The sequence below is a fragment of the Pseudomonas sp. BF-RE-21 genome (assembly GCF_019947305.1).
Lineage (GTDB): Bacteria > Pseudomonadota > Gammaproteobacteria > Pseudomonadales > Pseudomonadaceae > Aquipseudomonas > Aquipseudomonas migulae.
On sequence record NZ_JAGYGF010000027.1, the window covers coordinates 1 to 17,418 of the forward strand.

A 17,418-nucleotide genomic window follows, 5' to 3' on the forward strand; every position below is an offset into this window, starting at 1 on the left:
ATTACGGTGGGTCAGTCAATTTGATTTCGACTGACCCACCGTAATCGCGAGCAGGCTCGCTCCCACAGGGGGAATACCTATAACAACAATAAAAGCGTTATTCAGAGGCTGACTGTAATGGCCGCACCTGCCCCCGTTTTGTCCCACGACGCCATCATCCAGGACTCCTGGTCCCGTTGCCGCGCGTTCGGGCTCGATCATCAGAGTGCCCCGGCATTCGACCAGCTACCGGCGGCGGACATCGCGCAGTTGCTGGAAAGCCAGCATTCATTGGTGCAGACCACCCATCAGGAAGTCCTGCCCTACTACGAAAACATCCTCAGCAACTCCAATTGCCTGATCATGCTCGCCGACAATCAGGGCCAGGTCCTGACCTCCTGGGGCACCCAGCGCTTCATCGAGCCGAGCCTGACTCGCGGCTTCAGCGCCGGCGCCAGCTGGATGGAGCGTTGCAGCGGCACCAATGCCATCGGCACCGCCCTGGCCTGTGAGCAGGCGGTGCACATCGAGCACGATGAACACTTCCTCAAGGCCAACCGCTTCATGACCGGTTCCGCCGCGCCGATTTTCGATGCCGAACGCAAGGTCATCGCGGTGCTGGATGTGTCCAGTGACAGTTACCTGCCGCCGTCCCACACCCTCGGCATGGTCAAGATGATGAGCCAGACCGTGGAAAACCGGCTGATCCTCAACCTGTTCCACGGCCAGCACTTTCAACTGACGTTCAACACCGGGTTGAACAATCTCGACAGCCAATGGGCGGGATTGTTGATTTTCGATGAGACCGGCCAGGTGCTCTCAGCCAATCGCCGCGCCGACAATCTGCTGGGCATCAGCCTGTCGCGGGTCAGTGTCGAAAGCCTGTTCAAGGTCTCGTTGCTGGAACTGCTGAATCAGCCGGACGGCCTGCCCTTCTCCCTCCAGGCGTCCGGGCGCAACCGCTTCCAGTGCCTGTTGAAGCGGCCGAAACAGGCGCCGATCCAGGCAAGAATGTTCGCCGAGCCCGCCGTGGCGACACCCGCACCCGCCGCCATCAGCCTCAATACCCTGCATTTCGGCGACAGCCGAGTGGAAAAAGCCGTGCGCCAGGCCGAGCGCCTGCTGGAGAAAGACATTCCGCTGTTGATCCACGGCGAAACCGGGGTCGGCAAGGAAGTGTTCGTCAAAGCGCTGCATCAGGCCAGTTCTCGCAGCAAACAACCATTCATTGCCGTCAACTGTGCAGCGATCCCCGCCGAACTGGTGGAGTCCGAGCTGTTTGGCTACGAGAAAGGCGCGTTTACGGGTGCCAATCAGAAAGGCAGCATCGGGCTGATTCGCAAGGCCGACAAAGGCACGCTGTTTCTCGATGAAATCGGTGACATGCCATTGCCAACCCAAGCCCGGCTATTAAGGGTGTTGCAGGAGCGCTGCGTGCAGCCGGTGGGCAGCAGCGAGCTGTTCCCGGTGGACATCCGCATTATCTCGGCGACTAACCGCTCGTTGCGCGAGCAGGTTCAGTTGGGACGGTTTCGCGAAGACCTGTATTACCGGATCGGCGGCTTGACCCTGGAATTGCCGCCGCTCAGGGAACGCAGCGACAAGCAGGCGCTGTTCAAACGCTTGTGGGAACAACACCGTGAACCGTCGCAGTGGGCCGGGCTGAGCCGTGAGGTGATGGAATTGTTCGGCCGTCATCCGTGGCCGGGGAATTTAAGGCAGGTCAGCAGCGTGATGCAGGTGGCGCTGGCCATGGCGGAAGAGCAACCGGTGCGGCCGGAGCATTTGCCGGATGATTTTTTTGTCGATCTGGAGATGGAGCCGGTCGAGGTGGATGAACCGCTGGCGGTTGATTTGAATGATGTGGAGGATTTGAATCGGCAGTTGCAGGCGGCTGGGGGGAATATTTCCCATCTGGCGCGGCGGCTGGGGGTCAGTCGCAACACCCTCTATAAAAGGTTGCGTCAATCAGACAGCTGACCGCTGCGCGGTCAATCGCCGGCAAGCCGGCTCCTACAGGGGTCGAGTCGTTCGCGAATGTTGTGTACGACTCGCCCCCTGTAGGAGCCAGCTTGCTGGCGATGACGTCAGCCGCAACTCCACATCCCTGATGCCCATACGAAAAACAAAAACCCGCACAAGGCGGGTTTTGTTTGTAACGAACGCAGCAATCAGTCAGCCAGACGCCAGGTCGTACCACCCTTGCCGTCTTCCAGCACCACACCCATCGCGGTCAGTTGATCGCGAATACGGTCGGATTCCGCCCAGTCCTTACCGGCGCGAGCCGCCAGACGCGCAGCAATCAGCGCATCAACCTCAGCCGCATCAACCCGCCCTTCGGCACCGGCCTGCAGGAAGTCATCGGCCTCAAGCTGCAACACACCCAGCACGCTCGCCAGTTCTTTCAGACGCGCCGCCAGACCCGCCGCCGCATCCAGATCGCTCTCGCGCAGACGGTTGATCTCGCGAACCATCTCGAACAGCACCGCGCAGGCTTCCGGCGTGCCGAAGTCGTCGTTCATCACCTGGGTGAAGCGCTCGACGAACGCTTCGCCACCAGCAGGCGCGACAGTCGGCAGGCCTTTCAACGCATGGTAGAAACGCTCGAGTGCGCCTTTGGCGTCCTTGAGGTTGTCTTCCGAATAGTTGATCGCGCTGCGGTAGTGGCTCGACACCAGCAGGTAACGCACGACTTCCGGATGGTACTTTTCCAGCACGTCGCGAATGGTGAAGAAGTTGTTCAAGGACTTGGACATCTTCTCGCCATTGATGCGAATCATGCCGCAATGCATCCACGCGTTGGCGTAGGTCTTGCCGGTGGCCGCTTCGCTCTGGGCGATTTCGTTTTCATGGTGCGGGAACTCAAGGTCGCTGCCGCCGCCATGAATGTCGAAGGTCTCGCCCAGGCAGCAGGTCGACATCACGGAGCACTCGATGTGCCAGCCCGGACGACCGTCGCCCCACGGCGATGGCCAGCTCGGTTCACCCGGCTTGGCGCCTTTCCACAGCACGAAGTCCAGCGGGTCCTGCTTGGACTCGTCGACTTCGATCCGCGCGCCGATGCGCAGGTCTTCGATCTTCTTGCGCGACAGCTTGCCGTAGCCCATGAACTTGGCGACGCGGTAGTACACGTCGCCATTGCCCGGTGCGTAGGCGTAACCCTTGTCGATCAGGGTCTGGATCATGGTCTGCATACCAGCGATGTGATCGGTGGCCCGCGGTTCCATGTCCGGCTTGAGGATGTTGAGGCGCGCCTCGTCCTCGTGCATCGCGGTGATCATGCGCTCGGTCAGCACGTCGAACGGCTCACCGTTCTCCTTGGCCCGATTGATGATCTTGTCTTCAATGTCGGTGATATTGCGCACATACGTCAGGTTATAACCGCTGAACCGCAACCAGCGGGTCACCAGGTCAAACGCGACCATGCTGCGGCCGTGGCCAATGTGGCAGTAGTCGTACACGGTCATCCCGCAGACGTACATGCGCACATTGTTGCCATCCAGCGGTTTGAATACTTCTTTGCTCTTGGTGAGCGTGTTGTAGATCGAAAGCACGTTAGAGGTTCCTTGAATCACTGGCCCCACGAATCACGCAAGGTCACGGTACGGTTGAATACCGGAGCACCTGGTTTCGAGTCCTTGATATCCGCGCAGAAGTAACCTTCGCGCTCGAACTGGAAACGGTCTTCCGGCTGTGCATTGCCCAGCGAGGGTTCAGCACGACAACCAGTGAGTACTTGCAGCGAATCAGGGTTGATGTTGTCCAGGAAACTGGCGCTGTCTTCGGCCTTTTCAGGGTTCGGCGAGCGGAACAGGCGATCGTACAGACGCACTTCGCACTCGACGCTGGCCGCGGCCGGCACCCAGTGAATCACGCCTTTGACCTTGCGGCCTTCAGGGTTCTTGCCCAAGGTTTCCGGGTCGTACGAGCAACGCAGTTCGACGATGTTGCCATCGGCGTCCTTGATCGCTTCGTCGGCACGGATCACATAGCTGCCACGCAGACGCACTTCGCCGGCCGGTTCCAGGCGCTTGTAGCCTTTTGGCGGCTCTTCCATGAAGTCATCGCGGTCGATGTAGATTTCACGGGCGAACGGCAGCTTGCGCACGCCGAGTTCTTCTTTCTGCGGGTGACGAGGCAGTTCGAGGTGGTCGACCTTGTCTTCCGGGTAATTGGTGATCACGACCTTCAGCGGACGTAGGACGCACATGGCGCGCGGGGCGTTCGCGTCGAGGTCCTGACGGATGCTGAACTCAAGCATGCCGAAGTCAACCACGCCGTCGGAACGGTTGGTGCCGATCATGTCGCAGAAATTGCGGATCGACGCCGGGGTGTAGCCGCGGCGGCGGAAGCCGGACAGCGTGGACATGCGCGGATCGTCCCAGCCATTGACGTGCTTCTCGTCCACAAGCTGCTTGAGCTTGCGCTTGCTGGTGATGGTGTAGTTCAGGTTCAGGCGGCTGAACTCGTACTGGCGCGGGTTCGCCGGCACCGGCAGGTTCTCGAGGAACCACTCGTACAGCGGACGGTGGCTTTCGAATTCCAGGGTGCAGATCGAGTGAGTGATGCCTTCGATGGCGTCCGACTGACCGTGGGTGAAGTCGTAGTTCGGGTAGATGCACCACTTGTCACCGGTCTGGTGGTGATGCGCATGGCGGATGCGATACATGATCGGATCGCGCAGGTTCATGTTCGGCGAAGCCATGTCGATCTTGGCCCGCAGCACACGTGCGCCGTCCGGGAACTCGCCGGCGCGCATGCGAGCGAACCAGTCGAGGTTTTCTTCGACGCTGCGATCACGGAACGGGCTGTTGCGGCCCGGCTCGGTCAGAGTGCCACGGTATTCCTTGGCCTGTTCAGGGCTCAGGTCGTCAACATAGGCCTTGCCGGCCTTGATCAGTTCAACGGCCCAGTCGTGCAACTGGTCGAAATACTGCGAGGCATAGCGCACTTCGCCGGACCATTCGAAACCCAGCCATTTGACGTCGCTTTCGATGGCGTCGATGTATTCCTGGTCTTCCTTGGCCGGGTTGGTGTCGTCGAAACGCAGGTGGGTGACGCCGCCAAACTCCTGGGCCAGACCGAAGTTCACACAGATCGACTTGGCGTGACCGATGTGCAGGTAGCCGTTGGGCTCAGGCGGGAAACGGGTGACGATCTGCGTGTGCTTACCCGAGTCCAGGTCCGCCTGGATGATCGGGCGCAGGAAATTGACCGGCACGGCAGGGCCGGTCTTGGAATTCGAGGTAGGGTCGACAGTGGGCTTGCTCATAGGATCCTTGAACGTACAAGTGCGCGGCCGGAACACGGGCCTGATAAAACAAAGCCGCTATCATAGCCGAAGCCGTCAAGTCGCTGACAGTACAGGCCCGAAAACGGCTGCATTTAATCGGATGCAAATGAAAAACAGCCTCGAAATTGGCGTCTGTCGCGCTAAACTGCGCACCTTGGCCGACATCGGCCGGACCGGTTGAGGGCTCGACAGCCCTGAAACCCACGAATTCCCAGAAAACGCATTTCCAAAAAAGAGTCTCTGATCATGACCCAAGTCAAACTGACCACCAACCACGGCGACATCGTCCTGGAACTGAACGCCGAGAAAGCCCCGATCACCGTGGCCAACTTCATCGAGTACGTTAAAGCCGGTCACTACGAAAACACTGTTTTCCACCGCGTCATCGGTAACTTCATGATCCAGGGCGGCGGTTTCGAGCCAGGCATGAAAGAAAAGAAAGACAAGCGCCCAAGCATCCAGAACGAAGCCGACAACGGTCTTTCCAACGACAAGTACACCGTCGCCATGGCCCGCACCATGGAGCCGCATTCGGCTTCCGCCCAGTTCTTCATCAACGTCGCTGACAACAGCTTCCTGAACCACAGCGGCAAGAACGTTCAGGGCTGGGGCTACGCAGTGTTCGGCAAAGTGACCGCCGGTACCGAAGTTGTCGACAAGATCAAAGGCGTGTCCACCACCTCCAAGGCCGGCCACCAGGACGTACCAGCAGACGACGTGATCATCGAGAAAGCCGAGATCATTGAGTGATATTGCTGATTTCAGACTTGCATCTGGAAGAGGAGCGCCCGGACATCACCCGGGCGTTTCTGGATTTGCTCGCCGGACGCGCCCGCTCGGCGAGTGCGTTGTACATCCTCGGCGACTTTTTCGAAGCGTGGATTGGCGACGATGCCATGACGCCCTTCCAGCGTTCCATCTGCCAGGCCCTGCGCGACCTCAGCGACAGCGGCACGGCGATTTTTCTGATGCACGGCAATCGTGACTTCATGCTCGGCCAGGCCTTTTGCAAACAGGCCGGTTGTACGCTGTTGAAGGACCCGAGTGTCGTGCAGTTCAACGGTGAGCCGGTGCTCTTGATGCACGGCGACAGCCTCTGCACCCGCGACGAGGCATATATGAAGCTGCGTCGTTACCTGCGCAACCCGATCACCCTGTTCATCCTGCGCCACTTGCCGTTGCGCACCCGCCATAAACTGGCGCGCAAACTGCGCAGCGAAAGCCGTGCGCAGACGCGGATGAAGGCCAATGACATTGTCGATGTCACGCCGGACGAAGTGCCACGGGTGATGCAGGCCTATGGCGTGAAAACCCTGATCCACGGGCACACCCATCGCCCGGCCATCCACAAGTTGCAGATTGGCGAGCAAGCGGCCAAGCGCATTGTGCTGGGGGATTGGGATCGCCAAGGGTGGGCGTTGCAGGTGGATGAGAGCGGGTTTGCGTTGGCGCCGTTTGACTTCACCCCGCCGCCACAACTCGCATCCCCCACGAGCTAACGCCAAACACTGGAACCTTGTAGGAGCGAGGCTTGCCCGCGAAGGCATCGTGTCAGTCAACATCAATGCTGAATGATCCGACGCCTTCGCGGGCAAGCCTCGCTCCTACAGGGATTCGCTCAATGGCCGGAGGCCGCGGGCCCGGCCTTTGCCGCAAACGGCGGTTTCGCCAGCCACACCAGCACGATCAACCCCATGAACGCCCACCCCAACAACGTAAAGTAATCCACGGTGGAGAGCATGTACGCCTGACTGGTCAGCACATGATCGAGCTGCGCATACGCCGGGTTGTTCGCGCCGCCCAGCGCATTCAGGGCCTCGCGGGTCGCCGGTTCGTAGGTGCTGATGCTCTCGCTCATGTACGCATGATGCTGATCCGCCCGGCGAATCCAGATCCACGTGGTCAACGACGCCGCAAAACTGCCGCCCAGGGTCCGCAGGAACGTCGCGAGGCCGGCGCCATCGGCGATCTGGCTCGGTGGCAGGTCCGACATCAAAATGCTCAGGGTTGGCATGAAGAACAGCGCCACGCCAATGCCCATGAACAACTGCACCAGGGCGATGTGCTGGAAGTCCACTTCGTTGGTGAACCCGGCGCGCATGAAGCAGCTGAGGCCAATCGCCAGGAACGCCAGGCCCGCCAATAACCGCAGGTCGAACTTGTGCGCGTACTTGCCGACAAACGGCGACAGGATCACCGGCAGAATCCCGATTGGCGCAACCGCCAGCCCGGCCCACGTTGCCGTGTAGCCCATCTGCGTTTGCAGCCATTGCGGCAGAATCAGGTTGATGCCGAAGAACCCGGCGTAACCCAACACCAGCACAATCGTGCCGATGCGGAAGTTGCGATACGCGAACAAGCGCAGGTTGACCACCGGGTGTTTGTCGGTCATTTCCCAGATCACGAACACCGCCAGCGCAATCGCGGAAATGGCCGCGCCGATGAGGATGAAATTCGATTCGAACCAGTCGAGGTCGTTGCCCTTGTCGAGGATCACCTGCAATGCGCCGACACCGATGATCAACGTGATCAGGCCGACGTAATCCATCGGCTGATAACTGGTCACCACCGGCCGCGCCTTGAGCTGCGAACGCACCACCATCACCGCGAAAACCCCGATTGGCACGTTGATGAAGAAAATCCACGGCCAGCTATAACTGTCGGTAATCCAGCCACCCAGAATCGGCCCGGCAATCGGCGCCACCACCGTGACCATCGCCAGCAACGCCAGGGCCATGCCGCGCCTGGCGGGGGGATAGACCGCGATCAGCAGCGTCTGGGTCATCGGGTACAACGGCCCGGCCACCAGACCTTGCAACACCCGAAAGCCAATCAGCTCCGGCATCGAGGTAGAGATACCGCAGAGAAACGAAGCCAGCACAAACAGGATCGTCGCCCACAGAAACAGTTTCACTTCGCCAAATCGCCGACTGAGCCAGCCAGTCAGCGGCAGCGCAATCGCATTGCTCACCGCAAACGAGGTGATCACCCAAGTGCCCTGCTCCGAACTCACGCCCAGGTTGCCGGAAATCGTCGGCAACGCCACGTTGGCGATGGTGGTGTCGAGCACTTGCATGAAAGTCGCCAGCGACAGGCCGATGGTGCTGAGCAGCAGGCTGGGCGGGGTGAAAGACGCGTTATTGCTCATCGCGGATCCTTTGAAACCTGATGGGCGCTGCGCCCATTAAAGACGCAGCTGACCTTGTAGGAGTGAGCCTGCTCGCGATAACGGTGGCTCATTCAACAATGATGTTGAATGTTAATCCGCCATCGCCGGCAAGCCGGTCTCGCTCCCACAGGGTCGGTGTCAGCGTTGCGCGGTTTTGCTGACCGCTGCGCTGTTGTCGTGAATCAACTGCGTGATCATCGCGTCGGCCTCGGCCAACTGACGGTCGTAGACGCTGGTGCTGAACGACGCCTTTTGCGGCGGCTGTTGCGCCAGCACCGGGCCGCTCTGGTCGCGCAGGTTCACATCGACCTGAGTCGACAGGCCCACGCGCAACGGGTGCTTGGCCAGTTCTTCGGCGTTGATGTGAATCCGCACCGGCACACGTTGCACGATCTTGATCCAGTTCCCGGTGGCGTTCTGCGCCGGCAGCAGGGCAAACGCGCTGCCGGTGCCAGCGCCGAGGCTGTCGATGGTGCCGCTGAATTTCACGTCGCTGCCGTACAGGTCAGCCTGGATATCCACCGGTTGGCCAATGCGCATGTCGCGCAGTTGGGTTTCCTTGAAGTTGGCGTCGATCCACAACTGATCCAGCGGAATCACCGCCATCAGCGCGGTGCCCGGCTGAACCCGCTGACCGAGTTGTACCGAGCGCTTGGCGACGTAACCGGTCACCGGTGCAATCAGAGTGCTGCGGGAATGGTTCAGGTACGCCTGGCGCAATTGCGCGGCGGCCGACATCACGTCCGGGTGCGACGACACCACGGTGTCATCCACCAGGGCGCTGGTGGTTTTCAGTTGCTGTTTGGCGTTGGCCAGGGCGTTTTGCGCCGAGGTCAGGTCATCGCGAGCGTGGGACAGTTCTTCCTGGGAAATCGCCCCGCCCGCCGCGAGATTTTTCCGGCGATTGAAGTTGTCCTGGGCCTTCTGCACTTCCGCCTGCTGGGCATTGACCTGGGCTTTCATGCCGTCGACATTGCTGTACAAGCCGCGCACCTGACGCACGGTGCGAGCGAGGTTGGCCTGGGCACTTTGCAGACCGACTTCGGCGTCGTTCGGGTCGAAATTCACCAGCACCTGGCCTTCATGAACCAGGTCGCCGTCATCTGCGCCGATGCTGACCACGGTGCCGGTGACCAGCGGCGTGATTTCCACCACGTTGCCGTTCACATAGGCGTCGTCGGTGCTTTCGTTCCAGCGCCCGAAGAATTCGTGATAACCCCAGACGCCGACACCGGCAAGGACCACCACGATGGCCAGGACCACCAGCATGACTTTGCGTTTGCGCGGGTTGCTGGTGTCCTGCGGGTTGCCGGAGGTTTGTGTGTTTTGTGCAGTGGCCATGACCATTACCTTGAATTAGTTGTGCTGCGTGGCTGGGGTTGCGTTGGCCGCGGTCAGGGTTTCGCCCTGAAAACCGCCGCCCAGCGCCTGCATCAGTTGGATCGACAGGTCGATCTGCTCGGCATTCAGGTTGGCCAGCTGACGCTGGGCCTGGAGCAATTGCTGCTCGATGCTGAGCACGTCCAGGTAGTTGCCGATGCCGGAACCGTACCGCTGGACCACGGTGTTGTAAGAATCCTGGGCAATGTCGGTGGCGTGCTGCTGAGCGCCGATCTGCCGGCCGATGTCACGCAACTGGTTGATGGTGTCGCTGACATCACCGAGGGCTTTCACCAGGCTTTTGTTGTACTGCGCAACGGCGAGGTCGTAATCGGCGTCGCGGGCATCGAGGTCGGCGCGCAGGCGGCCGCCGTCGAAAATCGGCAGGGAAATGGTCGGTGCGATGTTGAAGAAACGACTGGCCGAACCGAACATCGCGTCACCCAGCAACGATTCGGCACCGGCCGCCGCGCTGAGGTTCAGGTTGGGATAGAACCGGGTCTTGCCGGCGTCGATGTTCTTGCTGGCCGCCTCGACCCGCCAGCGCGCGGCCACCAGGTCGGGACGACGACCGAGCAACTCGGCGGGCAGGACCGACGGCAAAGCCACGGCGCTGGCCTGAAGAATCTTCGGCCGGGCGATTTCGTTGCCGCGATCCGGTCCTTTGCCGAGCAAGACTGCCAAGGCGATTTTCGCGCTTTGCAGGCGTTTCTCGGCGTCGATCAGGCTGGCTTCAGACGTGGCTTCCAGGCTTTCGGTTTGCTGGAACTGGTACTGGCTGTCGATCCCGGAGCTCAGGCGACGCTGGCTCAGTTCGAGCATTTGCCGGGTGCGCTTGAGGTCTTCGTTGGCCAGGTCATAAACGATGTGCGCCTGCCCCAGATCGCTGTAGGCGCGGGCGACGTCGGCAGACAGCGTCAACTGCGCGGCCTGCTGATCGACTTCGGCAGCGCGGGCCTGGCCCAACGCGGCTTCCCAGGCGTCGCGCTGACCGCCCCAGAGGTCGAAGTTGTAATTGAAACTGGCGCCGATGTTGCGCACGGTGGAGTAGGCATCGCCCTCGCCCCTCGGGTCTTGATCCCGGGCCAGACGCGAACGGCTGACGCCGGCGCTGGCATCGAGGGTCGGCATCCGCGCGGCGTCGGCGGCATACGCGGCGGCGCTGGCCTGATGGGCGCGGGCGTCGGCGATCTGCATGTCGGGGCTGTCGTGCAGGGCTTCGCGGATCAGACCGTCGAGCTGCGGGTCGCCGAGGCTTTTCCACCAGTCGCTTTTCGGCCAGGCCGCAGGCGACAGGGTCACGCCGCTGAGTGATTGCCCGGCCTTGAGGTCTTTCGCATCGAGGCTTTTGCCTTCGGTGGTCAGGCCGCTGTAGCTGGCGCAACCGGCCAGGGTCATGGCCGCGAGCACCAGGCTCAGGCCGGCGCGCAAGGTTTTGCTGCTCATTTGTCACCTACCCGCAGCAGCGTGATCGAGTCACCGGCTGCCACCAAAATTTTCTTCAGGATCTGTTCCAGGGTTTTCAGCTCATCCGGAGTGATCGCACCGGCCAGTTCGTTCATCGCGTCGGCGCCGATCACCGGCAAGCGGTCAGCCAACTGCTGGCCTTGCTCAGTCAACACAAGCTGCACCTGACGGCGGTCCGCTTCGGAGCGTTGGCGGGCGAGGAAACCTTTCTGTTCCAGACGATCGAGCATGCGGGTCATCGAGCCACTGTCGAGCGACAGGTGCCGGCACAGTTCGGCCGGGGTATCGACGCCGTATTGGGCGATGATGATCAGCACTTTGAACTGCGCGGCGGTGATGCCGTGGGGTTCCATGTGCGTGTCGATGATCCGGTCCTTGAGCAGCGCGGCGCGCCCGAGCAGGAGACCGAGATGGCAGTTCTTGAATTCGTCCGGGGTGAAATGTTTCATCTGACCACCAATTAGCTGCCTAGGCAGAGAATGTATGTCGAGATGTTACTGCCTAGGCAGCCAATGTCAACGTAATAGTTAGGTTGCTTTGTATTTGATGGATAAATGGTGCGGATTTTTGTGGTGAACACACTGACGCCATCGCGAGCAGGCTCGCTCCCACATTGGTTCTGCGGTGTACACAAATCCACTGTGGGAGCGAGCCTGCTCGCGATGGCAGCAACTCGGTTTCGGAAAGGACGGGACCTAGAAATCCCGCTTGTAGAAGATATCCAGCGAACTGGCCACGCCACCCGCCGCTTCGAGGTACACCTTCTTGCTCAGCTTGTAGCGCAGGGCAATGGTGTTGGCCGGTTCAAACACGCCAACGCCATAACGCAGGCTGAGCTTCTCGGAGATATTGCCGCTGGCGACCACACTCGTCGTATTGCCGCTGCCCTCGGTATCGAGCTGGAAATCCTGAATCCCCAGATCGCTGGCCAGTTTGCCGGTCACCCCGGCACTGCCCATCAGGCCCAACCCCAGCGCGGCCTGCGCCAGCATGTTGTTGTCTTCACCGGTGGTGCTCAGCGGACGCCCGAGCACCAGATAGGACAAGGCCTGTTCCTGGCTCATCGCCGGTTCGGAGAAGATCTGCGTGGTCGGCTGCTCGGCGCTGCCGCTCAGGCGAATACCGGCGATGACGTCGTCGGTCTGGCGAATCGCCTCGATGTCCAGGTACGGCTGATCGATCGGGCCGGCAAACAGCAAACGCGCCCGACGCACTGTCAGCCGCTGGCCGTAGGCCCGGTAACGCCCGTCGTTGAGCCACAGCTCGCCGCGGGTGTCCATGTTGTCGCCGATGTGCACGTGCCCTTGCAGGTTGGCGGTCAGGCCAAACCCGGCGAAGCTGAGTTTGTCTTCGCCGACCGCCACGTCGATGTCCATTTTCATCGCCAGCGGCGGTTTGCCCTCTTCGGTCTGCGTGCCAATGATCACCGTGTCATCGGAGACCTTGACCGTCGACGGCGGCAACTCGCGAACGGTGATTTCGCCTTTTGGCACCAGCACTTTGCCAGCGATGGCCAGCTCGTCGCCCTTCATCGAAATCTTCAAGTCCGGCGCCACTTCGAGCTTGGCGTACGGTTCGACAGTGACCGGCAACTGCGTGCCTTTGAGCGCCAGGTCCACCACCAGCGCCTGACCCCAAGCGATGTTGCCGGTCAAGCTGCCCTGCCCGCTCTTGCCGCTTTTCCAGCCACCGTTCAACTGCACGGTTTCGCCGGCGATCAGCGCTTGAAGCTGCAATGCTTCAAGGTCCATCGGCAATTCAGGACCGGAAATCTCGCCGTCGCTGAGCAACAGGTTGCCGTTGACCAAAGGCGCCAGCAGCCCACCAGAAATCGTGCCGCTGCCATTCAGGCGTCCGGTGAGCTTCTCGACCATCGGCACAAACGGTCGCGCCACGGACAGGTCGAGGCCATTGAGGCGGAACGCGCCGGTCAGCGGTTTGTTCTTCGGCAATGGATTGATCTGCGCCTGCACACTCAATTCGCCGAGCTTGCCGCCGACGAAGTTGAGGTCGGTGTCGATGCGCTTGGGCGTGAGTTTGCTGGTGAGTTTCAGGGCCTGGTAGGGGAAGTCCAGCCACTGATCCTTTTCCTTGATGCGCAGGGTGCCGCCGCTGGCATCAAGGCTGATCTGGCCGTTCGGGCCGCTGGCCGGAAGGTCCAGTTGCAGATCGGCGTTGAGCCGGCCCTTCCAGGCGAAATCCTTCGGCAGCCATTGCGCAAGGCTTTCAATCGGGAATTGCTTGAGGTGATAACGCAACTTCGGTTCCGGCATCAGGCGCTGGTCTTCACCGCACAAACTGGCCGGGCCGGACATCCAGCAATGGGCGCCGAAGTTGATTTTGCCGTCCGCCAGCCGTTCGAGTTTCGCCGGGTTTTGCAGCTTCCAGTCCTGGCCACCGGCCTGAATGTCTCCGCTGGCCAAACGTCCGCGCCAGTTGCCTTTGTCCAGATTGCCGTCGAGGCCCAGGGCCAGTTTCAGTTGCGGGCCTTGCAGGTCGAGCGTCAGTTTCTGGTTTTTGATATCGCCCTGACCGCTGGCCGTCAGCGTGCCCAGCGACGTGTCGCCGGCCTGGATGCCCGAGCCCTTGAAATCGATTTTCGCCCGTTGCGCGCTGTCGAGCGTGGCGTCGAGATTCAGGCTTTGCAGGCGATTATCTTCGAACACCAGTTGCGTGCCTTGCAGCCCGAGCTTGCCTTGCGGTGCCTTGAGCGTGCCGGCGACATCGACGCGACCATTGAGCTGGCCGCGCAGTTGCGGCCACAGCTGCGCCAGGCGCGACAGCTTGATGTCGATCTGGCCGGCGAGTTTCTGTTGCAGGCTGCCTTTGCCGGTGATGCTGTTGTCACCGAGGCGGATTTGCAGCGCGCTGAGGTTCCATTGCTCGCCGCTACCATCGGCCTTGGCTTGCAGGATGGCCGGCTGGCCACGCAGTTTGCCCTTCAGATCGAGGTCCGCGTTCAGGCTGAGTTGTTCATTCTTCATCTCGCCTTTGCTGCGCAGCGGTCCGGCCAGGGTGCCCGGCAATTCCGCGACCCAATACGCCGGGTTGATCGCCGACAGGTCCAGCGCGGTGTCCCAGGCAATGCCATCGGCAAATTGCAGGTTCAGGTGGCCTTCGGCCTTGCCCTGCCCGGCTTCGAGCTGGATTTGTTGCAGGTAGATTTTCGTCAGGTCGCCGGCGAACGGGCTGCTCAGGCTGAACGCCCCGGCCGGGCCATCCAGTGCAGCCTTGAAGTTGCCGAGGTATTTGCCGTCGGTGTAAGAGACTTCGCCGTTGAAGCTACGCAACGCCACTTCAGGTTCGTCGATCAGCGGATAGAGCCGGTGCCAGGGGAAATCCAGCCAGTCGATTTTCGCCGTGGCGTTCAGGCCTTTACTCCAGTCCAGAACACCCGTGAGTTTGAGACTTTGCTTGTCGTTGGCGGTCAGGTCCAGCGCGGCGATCTGTGCGCCGTTGGCGTCGACTTTGCCTTGCAGCATCAGTGCAACCGGGCCTTGCTCAGCGGGCAGCGTGGCGTTGCCGCGCAACTGGTAGCCGTTTTTCAGGTCGCCGTCGCCGGTCAGTTCAAGCTGATTGAGTTGCAGGGTGTCCGGCAGGTCCGCACTGGGTTTGAAGCCGTCGGCGACGATCCGCACCTTGGCCGGCAGGTTGTCCACCAGCGGCTGCAACTCGCCGGTCAGTTGGCCGTTCAGGTAACCGCTGCTGTCGGCGGTGAGCTTCAGGGTTTTCAGCAGGTCGCCGTTGATTTTCAGCGTCAGCGCCCAGGGCTCGGGCGCCGGCAGGGTCAGTTTGCCTTCAGCCTTGAGCGGCCAGTTGCCGTTGGGTTGCAGGAGGCCGGACAGATTCAGGCTGAGGTCGTCGCGTTGCAGTTGCACCGAGTCGATCTGCATCCCCTGCTCGGTCCAGTGCGCCGCCAGTTGCAGGCCTTTGAGTTCTTCGCTGCCGTTGAACAGCAAGCTGCCGACCTGCACGTCGCCCAGCTCGATGGCCAGTGGCAATTTCAGGTCCGGCAAGGTGATCGGTCCGCTGCTCTGCTCTTCAGGACCCGGTGGAAATTGCAGGCTGACCTGATCGGTTTTCAGTTGCTCGATGCACAGGGCCATGCGCGTCAGGCACAACGGCGACCAGGCGAAAATCACTTTGCTCAGTTCAACCCGGCTGGTGTCCTGCTGCCAGACCAGATGATCGGCGCTCCACTGGCCGCCCAGACGGCCCTGGAAATTCTCGACCGTCAAACCCGGCACAAAACCGAGCGCCCAGCGGCTGCCCGTCGCGGTGCCCAGCACCGTGGTCACGGCCAGCAGCACCAGCATCAGCAGCGCCAGAATCGTCAGCAGCGTTACTTTCAAACCACGCTTCACAGCTCAGGCCCCATGGAAAAGTGCAGTCGTATGCCGCCGTCGTCGTCCATCGCGTGGGCCAGGTCGAGGCGAATCGGCCCCACCGGCGACACCCAGCGCACGCCGATACCGACGCCGGTCTTGAGGTCGGGCAGTTCGAGTTTGTTGAAGGAATTGCCCTGGTCGACGAACGTTGCGACCCGCCATTTTTCGGCGATGGAATATTGATACTCGACGCTGCCGGCAATCATGTAGCGGCCACCGATGCGGTCGCCGTCGGAGTTTTCCGGGGACAGGCTCTGGTAGTCGTAACCGCGAACGCTCTGATCGCCACCGGCGAAGAAGCGCAGCGACGGCGGCACCGATTTGTAGCCATTGGTGGCACTGCCACCCACCTGCACCCGACCGAGGAAACGGTGTTTATCGAACACCGTGGTCAGGCCTTTGACCAGCGCGGTGCCGTAAAGCAGGTTGTTGTCGGAACCCAAGCCTTCCTTGGCCACTTTGCTTTCGAACTGCAGGCGATAGCCGTTGTGCGGGTCGATGCGGTTGTCGCTTTTCAGGTAGGAATAGCTGACGCCGGGCATCAGCAGATTGCTCAGCCCCGAGTCATCGCCGAGTCGATATTCTTCGCGCTGCCATTTCAGCGACACCACCCGCTGCCAGCCGCTGGGCAACTTGCTGTGCCATTCGGGGCCGAGGGTCAGCAGTTTGCTCAGGCTGTCCTTGTCGGCGATTTCTTCGCTCTGATAACCACCGGCGAAACGCAGTTTGTCGGTCAGCGGCGGGTCCAGCGGAATGTCGTAGAACAGCCCGACGTTTTGCCGTGGTGCCGAGACTTCGGTTTCCCAGCCATAGCTGTGGCCTTGAGGGTTGACCCAGTGCCGGGTCCAGTTGGCCTTGACCCGAGGGCCAACGTCTGTGGAATAGCCCAGGCCGAGGCCCATGGTTCGCGGCTTGCGGGTGTCGAGCTTGACGTCCACCGGGATCACATCGTTCTTGGACGCCGTCGGCGCGGCGTCGACGCGCACGCCTTCGAAGTACCCGCTTGCCTGCAGGTTCTGATTCAGTTCGGCGATCAGTTCGGAGTCATAGGGCTCACCCGCCTTGAACGGCACCATGCGTTGCAGCAACTCTTCGTCGAACGGCGTATCGCCTTCGAAACTGACTTTACCCAAGGTGTAACGCGGGCCGCTTTCGTAGATCAGTTCGATGTCGGCAACGCCGGCTCGCGGGTCGACCGCCAGTTTCTGCCGGGTGAAATAACCGCTGAAGAAACCGTAACGCGAAGCCTGGTTCTGGATCAGCCGCTTGGCGTCTTCGTAGCGGCCATGATTGAGCACCGCGCCGGTTTTCAGCGCATTGCTTTTCGGCACACGAAAGGTTTTGAGGGAGGCCGCAGGGCCGTCGATGCGAATAGTGACATTGCGCAAATGCACAGGCTCGCCGGGATCGATGTTCATGACCAGGCGCGGTGTCTTGCCGCCCTTCACGTCCGTGTCGATCTGTGGCTGGTAATAACCCAAGGCCTGGGCGGCCTTGCGCGCCTGTTCTTCGGCGCCACGACTGAAGCGCAACAAGGCCTCCTCGTCACGATCGCCGAGGCTGCCGATATAGCCCTCTATATTGGCCTTCAGTTCATCGTTGGACGGTTTGATCCGCACATCCAATTCACTTTGCGCCAGCGCCGCGCAGCTGGTGATCAGCATCAGCACGCCGCTGGTAATTCTTCCTGGAAACTTCATAGGCGCGGATGCTATCACGAGCGTGGGAGCGTGATAGAGCCT

Annotated in this window: 11 protein-coding genes; 3 read left to right on the forward strand and 8 right to left on the reverse strand. The window is 61.0% G+C overall.

Translation table 11 applies throughout. The features are described from left to right. Positions 1–117: 117 nt before the first annotated feature. Positions 118–1,959 carry a sigma-54-dependent Fis family transcriptional regulator gene (locus tag KGB25_RS17915; protein ID WP_223436091.1) on the forward strand — a complete coding sequence of 614 codons (1,842 nt, stop codon included), beginning with the start codon at positions 118–120 and terminating at the stop codon, positions 1,957–1,959. Positions 1,960–2,150: 191 nt separating this feature from the next. On the opposite strand, the gene cysS is transcribed toward KGB25_RS17915, so the two are convergent. Together cysS and KGB25_RS17925 are read right to left on the reverse strand one after the other, a co-directional pair. Continuing rightward, positions 2,151–3,533 carry a cysteine--tRNA ligase gene (gene cysS, locus KGB25_RS17920; RefSeq protein WP_008032770.1) on the reverse strand — a complete coding sequence of 461 codons (1,383 nt, stop codon included), beginning with the start codon at positions 3,531–3,533 and terminating at the stop codon, positions 2,151–2,153. 17 nt (positions 3,534–3,550) lie between these two features. Beyond that, a complete protein-coding gene (locus KGB25_RS17925; RefSeq protein WP_192227324.1) occupies positions 3,551–5,251 on the reverse strand; it encodes a glutamine--tRNA ligase/YqeY domain fusion protein in 1,701 nt (566 codons plus the stop codon). Positions 5,252–5,518: 267 nt separating this feature from the next. Between KGB25_RS17925 and KGB25_RS17930 the strand changes: the two genes are divergently transcribed. Both KGB25_RS17930 and lpxH read left to right on the forward strand, forming a co-directional pair. Continuing rightward, a complete protein-coding gene (locus KGB25_RS17930) occupies positions 5,519–6,022 on the forward strand; it encodes a peptidylprolyl isomerase (RefSeq protein WP_223436093.1) in 504 nt (167 codons plus the stop codon). Next, the gene (lpxH, locus tag KGB25_RS17935) at positions 6,019–6,771 is read left to right on the forward strand and encodes a UDP-2,3-diacylglucosamine diphosphatase (RefSeq protein ID WP_223436095.1); all 753 of its coding nucleotides are present in this window, start codon (positions 6,019–6,021) and stop codon (positions 6,769–6,771) included. Before KGB25_RS17930 ends, lpxH begins: the two co-directional genes overlap by 4 nt. Positions 6,772–6,890: 119 nt before the next feature. Here the strand turns inward: lpxH and KGB25_RS17940 are convergent, their stop codons facing one another. From KGB25_RS17940 to KGB25_RS17965, 6 genes are all read right to left on the reverse strand, one after another. Next, positions 6,891–8,420: a DHA2 family efflux MFS transporter permease subunit gene (locus KGB25_RS17940; RefSeq protein WP_008032779.1), complete on the reverse strand. Its 1,530-nt coding sequence runs from the start codon at positions 8,418–8,420 to the stop codon at positions 6,891–6,893. A gap of 159 nt (positions 8,421–8,579) precedes the next feature. Then, a complete protein-coding gene (locus KGB25_RS17945; protein ID WP_008045127.1) occupies positions 8,580–9,782 on the reverse strand; it encodes an efflux RND transporter periplasmic adaptor subunit in 1,203 nt (400 codons plus the stop codon). A 15-nt stretch (positions 9,783–9,797) separates the two neighbouring features. Then, complete coding sequence (locus tag KGB25_RS17950; protein ID WP_223436097.1) at positions 9,798–11,267, reverse strand: efflux transporter outer membrane subunit; 1,470 nt, start codon at positions 11,265–11,267, stop codon at positions 9,798–9,800. Beyond that, the gene (locus tag KGB25_RS17955) at positions 11,264–11,737 is read right to left on the reverse strand and encodes a MarR family winged helix-turn-helix transcriptional regulator (RefSeq protein ID WP_008032787.1); all 474 of its coding nucleotides are present in this window, start codon (positions 11,735–11,737) and stop codon (positions 11,264–11,266) included. Before KGB25_RS17955 ends, KGB25_RS17950 begins: the two co-directional genes overlap by 4 nt. Positions 11,738–11,983: 246 nt before the next feature. Further along, positions 11,984–15,652: a translocation/assembly module TamB domain-containing protein gene (locus KGB25_RS17960; protein WP_223436099.1), complete on the reverse strand. Its 3,669-nt coding sequence runs from the start codon at positions 15,650–15,652 to the stop codon at positions 11,984–11,986. Next, the gene (locus tag KGB25_RS17965; protein WP_008032789.1) at positions 15,649–17,376 is read right to left on the reverse strand and encodes an autotransporter assembly complex protein TamA; all 1,728 of its coding nucleotides are present in this window, start codon (positions 17,374–17,376) and stop codon (positions 15,649–15,651) included. Before KGB25_RS17965 ends, KGB25_RS17960 begins: the two co-directional genes overlap by 4 nt. Between the last annotated feature and the right edge of the window lie 42 nt (positions 17,377–17,418).

Bases quoted from the DNA above. Each gene is read 5' to 3' on its own strand.
- KGB25_RS17915 (WP_223436091.1), top strand. From the start codon at position 118: ATGGCCGCACCTGCCCCCGTTTTGTCCCACGACGCCATCATCCAGGAC.
- KGB25_RS17925 (WP_192227324.1), bottom strand. From the start codon at position 5,251: ATGAGCAAGCCCACTGTCGACCCTACCTCGAATTCCAAGACCGGCCCT.
- KGB25_RS17930 (WP_223436093.1), top strand. From the start codon at position 5,519: ATGACCCAAGTCAAACTGACCACCAACCACGGCGACATCGTCCTGGAA.
- KGB25_RS17940 (WP_008032779.1), bottom strand. From the start codon at position 8,420: ATGAGCAATAACGCGTCTTTCACCCCGCCCAGCCTGCTGCTCAGCACC.
- KGB25_RS17945 (WP_008045127.1), bottom strand. From the start codon at position 9,782: ATGGCCACTGCACAAAACACACAAACCTCCGGCAACCCGCAGGACACC.
- KGB25_RS17950 (WP_223436097.1), bottom strand. From the start codon at position 11,267: ATGAGCAGCAAAACCTTGCGCGCCGGCCTGAGCCTGGTGCTCGCGGCC.
- KGB25_RS17955 (WP_008032787.1), bottom strand. From the start codon at position 11,737: ATGAAACATTTCACCCCGGACGAATTCAAGAACTGCCATCTCGGTCTC.
- KGB25_RS17965 (WP_008032789.1), bottom strand. From the start codon at position 17,376: ATGAAGTTTCCAGGAAGAATTACCAGCGGCGTGCTGATGCTGATCACC.